Origin of the sequence: Enterococcus sp. DIV1304_2, assembly GCF_050555445.1 — a bacterium.
Lineage (GTDB): Bacteria > Bacillota > Bacilli > Lactobacillales > Enterococcaceae > Enterococcus_B > Enterococcus_B pernyi.
Genome location: NZ_CP187851.1, coordinates 1,819,483 through 1,832,082 on the forward strand (window position 1 = coordinate 1,819,483; position 12,600 = coordinate 1,832,082).

Sequence of the window (12,600 nt, forward strand, 5' to 3'; positions counted from 1 at the left end):
CGACTGGCTAGAGTTTTCTTCATAAAATGTCCAGAAGGTCTAAAGGAGAATAAAAACCAACTGGACATTTTATAGACACGGTCAAGGTAAAGCAGTGATAAGGATCTTACGCTTCATCCGCAACGATGATCGTTCCTTCTTCTGAAGCCAATAGATTCTCAATGTTTTCTAAGGAAGTGATAATTGCTTTCCCAGTAGGTCGAGCCTCAACAAAGGCAATCGCTGCTTCCACTTTTGGCAACATGCTTCCTGGAGCAAATTGGTTTTCAGCAATGTATTGTTTCATTTCTGAGACATCAACTGTTTCTAGTTTCTTTTGATCAGGTTTTTGATAATTCACATAGACATTATCGACACCCGTCAACACGATCAATAGATCTGCTTCGATGATCTCTGCTAATTTTTCAGAAGCAAAATCTTTGTCGATCACGGCTTCTTTTCCTTCAAGACCTGTTGCAGTTTCCACAACTGGAATACCGCCACCACCTACAGAAATGGTGATCACGCCTTGTTCCACTAATGTTTGGATCACACGAGCTTCTTTGATTGAGATTGGTTTTGGTGAGGCAACGACCTTACGCCAACCACGGCCTGCATCTTCTTTGAATGTTACGGAAGAGTCTGCTTTCATCTGATCGTTCGCTTCTTCTTCTGTATAGAACGGTCCAACTGGTTTGCTCGGATTTTTGAACGATGGATCATTTTCATCAACAATGACTTGTGTCACTAAAGAAACGACATCTTTATCGATTCCTTTTTCCTTCAACACTTCACCCATCGCATTTTGCAACCAATAGCCAATTGAACCTTCCGTCATCGCCACACATGTATCTAATGGCATTGCCGGTGTTTTTTCTGAATCAGCCGCTTGTTGTTGGATCAATAAGTTCCCAACTTGAGGACCATTACCATGAGAGATGATCAATTCATCTCCTTGTTCAATAAATTTCACTAAGTATTTTGCTGTTTCCATCAATGCATCTTGTTGTGCTTTTGCACTTGCATCTGTTGATAAAATTGCGTTTCCGCCTAATGCAACGACTACTTTTCTATTTGCCATGTTTATCTCCCCTTTTTCCAGAACATTCTGAATTTTACCGATGACAAAACAAGCCAGCGTTCTTTTTGAACGACCCTCACGCTGACTCGTTTTGATTATTTACTTGTTAGTTGTTACACACGAGGAATGAATAAGTTTCCTAGTGTTGCTGCCATGATTGCTTTGATTGAGTGCATACGGTTTTCTGCTTGCTCAAATTGACGTGCATATTTACTGCGGAATACTTCGTCTGTTACTTCCATTTCAGTGATGCCAAAGCGTTCTTTCATTTGTTCACCGTAAACTGTCTTCGTATCATGGAATGCTGGTAAGCAGTGTAAGAAGATCAAACGATCTGTATTGTTTGTTTTTTCGATCATATCCATATTGATTTGGTAAGGTTTCAATAATTTGATACGTTCTTCGAATTTATCTTCTTCACCCATTGATACCCAAACGTCTGAGTAAAGAACGTCTGCTCCGTCTACCCCTTTAGCAACATCGTCAGTGATCATTAATTGTGCACCTGATTTCGCTGCAAACTCTTCAGCCATTTTCACGATTTCTTCTTCAGGTTGTAATTCTTTTGGTGCAACGATACGCATATTTGTTCCTAAGATCGCACCTGTTACTAACAATGAGTTAGCCATGTTGTTACGTCCATCGCCACAATAAGCAACTGTGATGCCTTCTACTGTACCGAAGTTTTCTTGGATCGTTAAGAAGTCAGCGATCATTTGAGTTGGGTGCCATTCGTCAGTTAAACCATTCCATACAGGAACACCTGAGAATTCTGCTAATTCTTCTACCATTTGTTGGCTGAAACCACGGAATTCGATTCCGTCAAACATGCTACCTAATACTTTAGCTGTATCTTCAGTTGATTCTTTTTTACCTAATTGGATGTCATTTGCACCTAAGTATTCAGGATGCGCACCAAGATCGATTGCCGCAGTTGTAAATGCTGCACGAGTACGTGTTGATGTTTTTTCAAATAGTAATGCAATGTTTTTTCCTTCTAAGTAATGATGTGGGATGCCACGTTTTTTCAAATCTTTCAAGTGTTGAGAAAAGTCGATCAAATATTGTAACTCTTCCTTTGTAAAATCTTTTTCTGCTAATAAACTTCTTCCTTGAAATACTGATTCTTTCATATGAACATTCTCCTTTAAAATTGTATTCTATTTGATAGTACCTAGTGTACTTGGTATTAAGAGGAAATCTGATGGCAGCTGACAGTGACTGCCATCAGGAATAAACTATTTTAAATCTTCACGAACTAACGGTTGGCTCATGCAACGAGGACCGCCACGACCGCGTGACAATTCACTTGAAGTGATTTCCAACACTTTGATGCCGTAACTTCTCAATAACTCGTTAGATACATAGTTACGATTGTAAGTAACTACAACCCCTGGAGCGATCGCTAATGTATTTGAGCCATCATTCCATTGTTCACGAGGTGCAACGATCGCATCGCCATTACCTGTTGGGATCAATACAAGATCATCTAATCCTAGAACTGATTTCAATGACTCTTGTAAATCATCTGAATGAGAAATTTTGATATCATCGCCAGCTTGTTCAATTGTAAAGACGTCCATTTTTCCTTCTTTACTTTGGATCGCTGGGTGGATCGTGAATTTATCATGGTCAACCATTGTAAATACTGTATCTAAATGCATCATGGCACGATTATTAGGAATCTTGATTGCCAAGACTTTTTCAAATCCTGAGTTTTTCGCAAATAAGTGACGTGCTAAACGCTCGATCGCTTTTGCATTTGTTCTTTGTGAGATACCAACAGCAACAACTGTGTCACTAAGGATCAATTCATCCCCACCTTCGATATGATCTGGATTTTCACGATCCAACCATACGTCAACACCTTTGTTTGCAAAACGTGGGTGGTGGTTCAAAATGTATTCAGTGAACATTGACTCACGACGACGTGCTTCAAATGCCATTTTATTGATTGTCATCCCATTCCCCATTGATGCGGAAGGGTCTCTTGTAAAGTATAGGTTTGGCATTGGGTCCATGTAGAATGGATAGTCATCATCAGATGATAAATCGTATAAGCTACGTGATTTAACATCGATGTCTTTTGTACGAACACCCGCCATGATCTTATCTACCATATCTTGAGTTTCCATTGATAGAAGGAACTCATGAAGACCATCTCTAACAGCATTAGATGCAATAAAAGATTCATCTAACATTTTATTTAAAAATTCCTCTTTGACATTACCTGCATCGATTGCTTCAGCCGCCAATTTTTCTAAATATAATGTTTCAGCACCTTCACTTTGAAGAACTTTTGCAAATTCATCATGCTCAGCTTGTGCAATCGGTAGATACGGAATGTCGTCGAACAACAAACGATCCATAATATCAGGCGTTAGATTTTCCACTTCTTGACCAGGTCGTTTTAGTAAAACTGTCTTTAACTTTCCTATCTCAGAGAAAACGTGAATCGGTTTATCCATGTTGTGTTGCCTCCTTCGTTTTGATTACATACTTAGAATAAACTGCTTTTGTAATCACTTTCATGCTTTTCTCGCATTTAAAACGAGAAGAATCTCTCATTATTAAAGCTTAATTAAATAATTACACATTTTTGCATCTTTTATTAATAATTTCTCTTTTTTTTATACTGAAAACTCTATCAAAAAAATTTTTATTCATCAAAAAAATTTTTCTGTATATTTTAAAATCCCATTTAAATTAAGGTTGTTAGCGTTTACTTTATGTATATTATTTGTTTTTTATACACTTTTGTGATCACTCAACAAATTATATTCATCTGTTTTGTATAAATTCTACATAATAACAAACGCAATTGATTTTTTACAAAATATAGCTTTTTACGGAATGTATTATGGCTTTACAAAAGAAATAAAAGAAGTCACAATAGAATTAAAGAATAATAGGAAGCAGGGATGTTCATGCGTGTAAATAAAATCGATTATCATTTTTCTAAACTCAGATATCAACCTGATTTTGAACACTTTACTGATGAGGAATTTGAAGAAATCAAAGAGCAGACTGTCCTACGTTCATATAAGAAAGGACAAGTACTTTTTGATGAAGGAGATGAACGGCAACGTTTCTATGTCTTAACAGAAGGATTGATCCGTTTAGAGCGTTATGATGAAAGTGCTACTTATTACTACTATGATTATGTCACAGCAAATAATCTCTTTCCAATGTCTGGTATTTTTGAAGAAGAACCTTATACGTATACAGCACAAGCCATGACCGACATCGAGACTTTTTATTTTCCTGTAGCTTGTTATGAAAAAATCGTCAAAAACAACCCTAATCAGATGATTTACATGATCCAGAAATTAGGAAAAGTCGTCCAGATGCACGAACTACGCATTCAAATCGGCTTGACCTCCAGTGCATTTGACCGAGTGAAACAAAACCTATTTGTTTTAAAAGAAGAATTAGGAATCCCTACAGAAGACGGCCATATATCGATCCCCTATCCAATCACGTTGAAAGAACTAGCAGTCAATAGCGGTACCACTCGTGAAACCGCCGGACAGGTAATCAAACAGCTAAAAGATTCAGGCTTGGTGAATTATGATAAGAAACGGTTCACGTTTTGTAAGGAAGCAGTGACGCCGGGGTGGCGGGAGTAGTACGTTACCATCCTCCACTATAAATATTAATAAATGAGCCAAAGGTATTTGAAGATATCCACTACCTTTGGCTCATTTTTTGATACATATAAAAAAGAAGTAAGCAATCATTCACTTACTTCTCCTCTCTTGAATAAATGAAACAATAGGATTTGTTCTCATTACTATTGTAAAAATAAAATACAAGGTAATAGCAACTAAACCTTGGACTATATTAGTTATTAAACTTGCTTGCATAGGATTAGTCAATGTTCTAGTGATAATCATCATTGCAAGTGCCGAAATAAAATAAACACTTATTCGCCGGAAATTAAAAGAAAAGTTAGTAGATTTGAGAAACGATCGCACTCTTACTGCAGTAACAAAGAATTCAGCCAATAAATTAGAAATGACAACTCCAAAAAAACCAACGGTTGGTAGTAAGATTAAATTACTTATAATGTTTATACCTGCACCAATAATCACAGATTTATTATATTCTCTAACTTTACCTATAGGAATAAGGTACTGTCTTGAAACAGCCATGCCTAGCGGAATGATTACTATTAAAGGAGTAAAAAACGGGATGACATTATTAATAAATAAGAACTTTTCCCCAAAAAACCATGGAACAAGTTTATCATATACGGTTAACATCCCAAACATGATCGGTAAACTAAAAAACAACTGTAGATCAATCGTTTTATCCATCAGCTCTACAATTCGCTCAACATTTTTTTTAGCAAACAAACCACTCATATGTGGAAGTAAAACAATATCGAGTGTAGTGATGATTGTTATAAATACTGTATTTAATGTGAGTGAGTTTGTATAAAATCCAACTGCTGAAGCCCCTATGAATAAGCCTAATAAGGTCTTATTTAAATTTGTATATAAGGTAATCGCTACTTGGGGTATAAAGAATTCAAAAGAGCCTTTAATGTGACTAAAACTTTTTTTTAGATTTATTTTTTGAAATGTTATATAAGGCTTGATAAAGAACCAAACTAATACTTGGGAAACAAATATACCAGCTGTTTGGATCAGAATATAGATACCTACATCATTTGAATCTTTAATAAAAAGCAGTATCAACACAAAAGTTATTATTTGAACGAATAAACTCGATACACTGGTCAACTTAAAATCTTCAATTCCCATAAAGAACCATGATATATCAAAAAGCACTGCTAATATAGTTAAACTTTGAAAATAAAAGTAATTACTGTTAGGTAAAAAGCTGACAACAGCAATGTAGATAAAAAATACTGCTAATGTCAGTATTGCCTTAAATACAACAATTTCCCAAAATAATTTAGAAATGTCCTCTTGACGATTATAAGCAAGTGCGATTTCTCTATTCCCATACATAGCTATACCTAAGCTAGCAACTAGTACAAAATATTGTGCGATTGAATTGGTATAATTGAAGATCCCTATTCCAGCAGGACCTAACGCCATGGATACTATAGGTATGGTTATAATTGGAATAACTATTTTCATGATCTGGAATATGGATTGATAAATGAAATTACGAGCTATGTTTTTCACTCACTCAATCCCTTCTAAAAATATCTCTAGTATAAACTTTTTCTTCAACGTCATCTAGTTCTTCATCAAACCGATTGGATATGATTACGTCACTTAGATTTTTAAAATCTGCCAGTTCAGGTATCACCGGAAAACCTGAAAATTTTTTCTCATCTACAGTGGGTTCATAAACTATAACGGAAATACCTCTCTCCTTAAGTCTCTTCATGACTCCTTGAATTGAAGAATAACGAAAATTATCTGATGCAGCTTTCATAGTCAAACGATAAATCCCTACAACTTTGGGACTTCTAGCTAAAATTTGTTCAGTGATAAAATCTTTTCTGGTCGCATTTGCATCAACGATTGCACCAATCAAATTGCTTGGGACACCACTATAATTTGCACGCAATTGCTTAGTATCCTTTGGTAAACAATACCCTCCATAGCCAAATGATGGATTATTATAATGCGAACCAATCCTAGGATCTAATCCTACACCTTCGATAATTTGCTTACTGTCTAAGCCATTCGATTCGGCATACGTATCAAGTTCATTGAAATAAGCAACTCTTAGAGCTAAGTAGGTATTTGAAAACAATTTGATTGCTTCCGCTTCTGTTGAATTCGTCAATAGTATTGGGACATCATTATCATGAGCATTTTTCTTAAAAAGATTAGCAATTTCTTGTCCCCTATCTGATTTTTCACCAATAACGATTCTTGAGGGATGAAGGTTATCGTATAGGGCTTTACCCTCACGCAGAAATTCTGGCGAGAATATTATTCGATCCGTTCCATACTTTTTCTTTAACTCTTCTGTATAACCTACTGGAACAGTTGATTTGATTATAAAAGTAGCATCCGATCGAATTGCTAAAGCTTGCTCGATTACTTTCTCAACTGATGAAGTGTTAAAATAGTTCTTCTTTTCATCGTAATCTGTAGGGGTTGCGATAATCAGGTAATCACCGAAAATCACAGCTTCTTCAAAGTTTTTAGTAAATTCGATTTTTAGACTATCTTTTTCTAGGAAACTAGTGATCTCTTTATCTTCTATTGGAGATACTTTCTGATTGAGTTGATCAATTTTTTTATCTACTATATCATATGCTTTCACTTCTTCACTTTGACTTAGAAGTAGTGCATTTGCTAGGCCAACATAACCTAATCCAAAAACTGATATTTTCATTTTTTACTCCTTAATTGATTTATAAAACAAATAGAACTATTCCGCCTAAGTAATTTCTTATTTTAAACTTTAATGGTAATTTATCATTCAATAAAATTGTATAAAATGATGCAAGGATTTCTCTTTTATATTGTTTTTTAAATTCAATAAATTCTACAAATCTATTTTGTTTTAGTTGCTTCAGAATAGTTATTTTATTAAAAATAGAATAATGATATGCTATCTCGTATGCACTTCCATCAATTGTATCTAACACAAGATTATAACTATTAATTTTTGACAAGTATTTTTTCTTATTAAAAACACTGGATTTATTTGTTTTTTCAGTTATCGAATTTACCTGTCTATAATAGTTATATAAATGTTCATCTATAAATATGCAGTTATTACAATTACTTAAATATTGAGTTACAAAAGGTAAATCACTCATCACCACGAGTTCTTCACAGAAAAATAAATTATTATCATCAATTATTTTTTTTGAAAAACATTTATTCCATAAAAAGCCCTGATATTGAGAAGTAAATGTTTGAATTAACAATTCTGGATTTTTATTTTTAAGGCCTTCATAATTACTTTCGTTTATAATACGTTTAGTTTTGTAATCAATATATCTATAACCACAAATTGCAACATCAATATTCTCTGACATAGCTGCATTAAAGGATTCCAAGTATTTTGGTTCAAGCGTATCATCTGGGTCTATAAATAAGATCCACTTTCCCTTGGCAACTTCTAATCCTTTGTTTCTTGATGCTGCAACACCTTGTTTTTTTTCTTCCGTAATAAGTATATTTTTGAATTTCGAGATATAATTATTAACTATTGATATAGACTTATCATTTGAATTATTATCAATAATAATAATTTCGTAATTATCTATTGTTTGCTTTAACACGGACTCTAAGAAGTTTGAAATATACTCTTCTACATTATATACGGGAACTATTAAGCTAAAATCAACTATATTGTTCACTTGCGTACTTCCTTTTCTACTAGGTATTTTATCTTAGCAATTCCAAATACAGATTTGTTAATTTATTTTGTACATTCTCTATACCGAAACCAGATTTACTAACTATATCAGAGTATTTGATACGATTTTCATTACATTTTTGTGTTAAGATTGATTCACACCATGATTCAGAGTCATTTTTTTTAAATGATACCAAATCAGTAACTTGATTCATCTTACCAATATTATCAGATATAATACAAGGTAGACCATTAGTTTGTGCTTCAACTAAAGCTACACTTAAGCCTTCATACAATGAAGGCATCAAAAATAAATCCATTGCATTTAACCATTCTGATATATTGTCTTGAGCTCCCATAAACATAACATGATTTTCCATATTTTTTTGTTTTACTATACTCTTTATTTTACTCTCTGTTTCCCCTTTACCAAACAAGCATAAAACAACATCTTTTTTTTTGATTAAAATCTTTTCTAGTGTGTCTATTAGAAACTCATGATTTTTTACAGGATAGAAATTACCAACATGCGATAACACTATTGTGCTTTCAGCAACTCCTAACATGCCCCTATATTTGTCTCTGACTATTTTATTATATGCAAATTTTTCAACATCAATTCCATTTTCTAGAAAAATAAAATTTTCATCATCTTTATATAACCATCTTCCGGCCTCAATTGAACAAGCTAACTTTAAGTCAGAATATTTCATTGCACCTTTACTGGTATAATCTTTAATTTTCCCTATAATACCCGATCCATTCGAAGTAGAATGAGCATGTGAAATTACATTGCGTCCTAAATCTTTTCCTATCTTCATATATATGTTTGATGTACTATTCATGTGTCCATGTATTATTTGATATTCCGGATGTTTTTTTAAAAATTTTTCCCAACAGATCTTATAGTTTATATAATTCATACCATTAAATTTAGGAAAAGTATAAATGTTTCCACCTAAACTTTTAATTTCCTTGTCAAAGCTTCCTTCACTATTAGAATGCACAACAAAATCAAACTGAAATAAAGACCGATCAATTTTCCTATAGTTATTCATAATAAATGTTTCAGCACCACCTCTATCCATGATCCCAACAACATGTAATATTCTATATTTACTCATCAAATTCCTCCTAACTTACTACATAAGTAATTGCTACTTCTCTTAATATAATTAATATAGGAATTATATATATAATAAATATAATTAAAGGTCGTTCCGATTTTTTAAAATAATTTAAAGTATTAGGAAGATACCATATAATTGGGGCCATAAAGTAATATGAAAAACGAAATGACCAGTAAACCCTCAATTGTAGCACAATAAAAATACAAACAATTAAACATGTCATTAAGACCTTATCCAACAAAAAATCATTTTTTATACCATAATTCTTTAAAACAACTAATAAAATTAAAATTAAAAACCAAGGGGTACCTTTTAATACAGTGGTTAGATCCCCGCTAAATAGAATATTTTCAGTACTTTCATATCCAAAATATTGTATATAAAATCCTGTTTTACTTATAATCTGAAACATTCTATCATAAAATAATAAAAGTAATATAGACAAATTACCTATTACAATGTAGTCTATTAATTTAATCTTACGGTAATATATATATATATAGATCAAAGCTAGAATAGCTGATGCATGAAAGTTCATAGCAATAAATACGCATAGAAAAAATCTAGATAGCTTTTTTCTATTAAACAGATAATAAATACCTATGTTGACAATAGTAATTGCAATTATCTGTCTAATCTGACTAAAACCAATAAAATATAAGATGGAAATAAAATAATAAAAACTAGCAAGCTTAAAATTGGAACTGCTTTTATATATGATAATTAAATTCGAAAAGGTAACAAAAAAGGAAACTATTGAGAAAAATAACTCAACAGATATATTTAACCCATTAAATATATATGAAATTAAAATGAAACCTCGTTCGATTGGTGAACTTAAGAATGATTCAAAGTCCTGCATAAACCATTTATACTTAATGGTATATTCTAACATGTAATTATATCTATCTGGAACCCCGTGATTAAGACCTAAATAAAATGAATAAAACGCTACAATAATTGATATAATAATAATAATAGAAATTACACTCATATTATCCTTTTTATTTTTTGTGGTATAAATTAAATTAGGGACAAAACTAATAAATATCGATGATATTATTATTACACTTGTATAAATTATCGTTTGCATTTGACTTCCTCTCTACCTAAAAGCATATCATAAATATCACTCATTTGAATGAGTACCTTGTTTGTTTCAAAATCCTGTATTTTCATATAAGAATTAGAAACATACTCTTTAACTGGCAAGCTATTATTAAAAAAACTTTTCAATATATCGTCCAACTGTTCTTTATTTTTCAAATCAAATAATTCACCGTTTACTTTATTTTCAATCAAATCTCTATTTCCTCTGATGTTTGAAGCGACTACTGGCACACCAGCACTCATTGCCTCCATCACAGAAACAGGTAGCCCTTCTCTATAAGAAGGAAAAACAAATAAATCAGCATCTGCAAGAATTTTAGGTACCTCGTTTGAATACCCCAATAATATAACGTTGTCTTTTAAATCCAATTCTTTGACTTTTTCTTCTATATTTCTTCTTTGTGCACCTTCTCCACAAATAAAGTATATAAAATTCTTATCTACTTCAGCTTTAATTCTTGCTAAAGATTCAATTACTGTGATATGGTTTTTATTTTTATTTAACTCCCCTATTGAACAAATAATTTTTGTCTCTTTCGAAATCATATATTTTTCTCGTAAATTTCCTGAAGCATTATGAAACTTATCAATCTCTACTCCGACGCCATTAACCAACTGTACTTGTTGACATTTAAAACTTTTTCCTCTTTTAAAATCCTCTTGGTTTATTACCAATAGACAATCAGTGTCTCTTGCCATAAGTCTTTCAACTGGATAAAATAACATCCAATTCTTTAATGGTGCGCCTTTAAAAAAATGAAACCCGTGAGCTTGATACAATATTTTTGTACCGCTATTTCTCCTAGATTGTCTAGCAGCTATACGAGCTAGTAGTCCGCCTACAGGAGTGTTACAATGAATCAATTCAAAATTTTCCACGTCAATCACTTTTTTTAATTGTGAATAAGCTTTTGTCATATCGGTGGAGAAAGGATTTCTAGGAAAATCAATATCATGATATACATCACAATTCGGTATATTAAGTGAATTTTTAGGCACAAAATCATTTTTAGCAGCTACATGAACTTCGTAGCCTAATCCTTTAAAATATTCCATATTTTTTATGTGAAATGTATTAATATGGGTTTTTACTACTGTTGCAACAAACAATATTTTTTTTGTTTTCATTTTACTCCTCATCCCTACAAACGATTGTTTTTAATTTTTTCATGTCCCCATTGATACATATTTGTATAAAAACAACATTCGACTAACACCTATTATTTGAGGGTTGTAATTAAATCATTCCCCTTATATATTTATAATTTTCTGCTTTTGTAAATGTACCATTAATTATATCTCTACAAGTTTGGTCCATTTTGTTTATGACTTCTTTTCCATACTTTTTCTCAACAATTTTGTATGCCTTTTCCATATAAAAATCTCTGTTTTTCCGAGAATGTGCATCGGAAGCAATCATTTGTACTAAATTATGTTCAATTAACTGTTCACTCAATTTCTTGATCTGTTTGCCATACACACCTGCAATACTTGGTGCAGTCAACTGCGCCAAACAGCCCATATTCAAGTAGGGTAATAATAGATTAGGACTTTCTTGAAAACCGCGGTTCCGTTCAGGATGGACAATGATTGGTACGATCCCCATCTGACGTAATTCATAAAACAAACTTTCTGTGTATTCGGGAATGCTGTTTGTTGGTAGCTCAGCTAGCAAATAGCGATCGGTGACATCTGCAAAAAGAATCTTGTCACTTTTGATTTCATCTATCAGATTTCTTTTTATTCGAACTTCTTGTCCTTCAAATAAAGTTAGGGGGATGGACTGTCGATCGAGTTCTTTTTGCAAGTCTTCGACAGCTAATAATACATCTGCTTTTTCATTGGTGAAACGTTGATTGTGATGAGGGGTGCATAAAATGTGGGTGATTCCTTGTCGAACAGCTTCTTCTGCCATGGCGATCGATTCTTTGACCGTTTTTGGTCCGTCATCTATACCAGGTAAAATATGACAATGTAAATCAATCATTTTTGCTC

At 32.8% G+C, this 12,600-nt stretch carries 11 protein-coding genes; 1 reads left to right on the plus strand and 10 read right to left on the minus strand.

Annotated elements, in window-relative coordinates; all coding sequences use genetic code 11:
* Window positions 1–106 precede the first annotated feature (106 nt).
* The 3 genes from arcC to arcA all read right to left on the minus strand — a co-directional run bounded on the left by arcC (window position 107) and on the right by arcA (window position 3,528).
* Window positions 107–1,060 carry a carbamate kinase gene (arcC, locus tag IGJ14_RS08350; RefSeq protein WP_019722841.1) on the minus strand — a complete coding sequence of 318 codons (954 nt, stop codon included), beginning with the start codon at window positions 1,058–1,060 and terminating at the stop codon, window positions 107–109.
* A 113-nt stretch (window positions 1,061–1,173) separates the two neighbouring features.
* Window positions 1,174–2,193 (minus strand): ornithine carbamoyltransferase, encoded by a 1,020-nt coding sequence (gene argF, locus IGJ14_RS08355; RefSeq protein WP_019722842.1) that lies wholly within the window; start codon window positions 2,191–2,193, stop codon window positions 1,174–1,176.
* 105 nt (window positions 2,194–2,298) lie between these two features.
* On the minus strand, window positions 2,299–3,528 hold the full coding sequence (gene arcA / locus IGJ14_RS08360) for an arginine deiminase (protein WP_019722843.1): 1,230 nt from the start codon (window positions 3,526–3,528) through the stop codon (window positions 2,299–2,301).
* A 459-nt stretch (window positions 3,529–3,987) separates the two neighbouring features.
* Here arcA and IGJ14_RS08365 point away from each other — a divergent pair, with 459 nt between their 5' ends.
* Window positions 3,988–4,689 carry a Crp/Fnr family transcriptional regulator gene (locus tag IGJ14_RS08365; protein ID WP_029593981.1) on the plus strand — a complete coding sequence of 234 codons (702 nt, stop codon included), beginning with the start codon at window positions 3,988–3,990 and terminating at the stop codon, window positions 4,687–4,689.
* Between the two features lie 111 nt (window positions 4,690–4,800).
* Here the strand turns inward: IGJ14_RS08365 and IGJ14_RS08370 are convergent, their stop codons facing one another.
* From IGJ14_RS08370 to IGJ14_RS08400, 7 genes are all read right to left on the minus strand, one after another.
* Complete coding sequence (locus tag IGJ14_RS08370; RefSeq protein ID WP_019722845.1) at window positions 4,801–6,219, minus strand: oligosaccharide flippase family protein; 1,419 nt, start codon at window positions 6,217–6,219, stop codon at window positions 4,801–4,803.
* A 4-nt stretch (window positions 6,220–6,223) separates the two neighbouring features.
* Window positions 6,224–7,390 carry a nucleotide sugar dehydrogenase gene (locus IGJ14_RS08375; RefSeq protein WP_065096450.1) on the minus strand — a complete coding sequence of 389 codons (1,167 nt, stop codon included), beginning with the start codon at window positions 7,388–7,390 and terminating at the stop codon, window positions 6,224–6,226.
* 19 nt (window positions 7,391–7,409) lie between these two features.
* Entirely contained in the window at window positions 7,410–8,366 is a 957-nt protein-coding gene (locus tag IGJ14_RS08380; protein ID WP_019722847.1) for a glycosyltransferase family 2 protein, read from the minus strand.
* Between the two features lie 28 nt (window positions 8,367–8,394).
* A complete protein-coding gene (locus IGJ14_RS08385; RefSeq protein ID WP_065096449.1) occupies window positions 8,395–9,489 on the minus strand; it encodes a glycosyltransferase family 1 protein in 1,095 nt (364 codons plus the stop codon).
* A 10-nt stretch (window positions 9,490–9,499) separates the two neighbouring features.
* Entirely contained in the window at window positions 9,500–10,588 is a 1,089-nt protein-coding gene (locus tag IGJ14_RS08390; RefSeq protein WP_065096448.1) for an EpsG family protein, read from the minus strand.
* A complete protein-coding gene (locus tag IGJ14_RS08395; RefSeq protein ID WP_019724205.1) occupies window positions 10,576–11,733 on the minus strand; it encodes a glycosyltransferase family 4 protein in 1,158 nt (385 codons plus the stop codon). The genes IGJ14_RS08390 and IGJ14_RS08395 overlap by 13 nt, the downstream gene beginning before the upstream one ends.
* Before the next feature lie 109 nt (window positions 11,734–11,842).
* Complete coding sequence (locus tag IGJ14_RS08400) at window positions 11,843–12,592, minus strand: tyrosine-protein phosphatase (RefSeq protein ID WP_019724206.1); 750 nt, start codon at window positions 12,590–12,592, stop codon at window positions 11,843–11,845.
* Window positions 12,593–12,600: the final 8 nt, after the last annotated feature.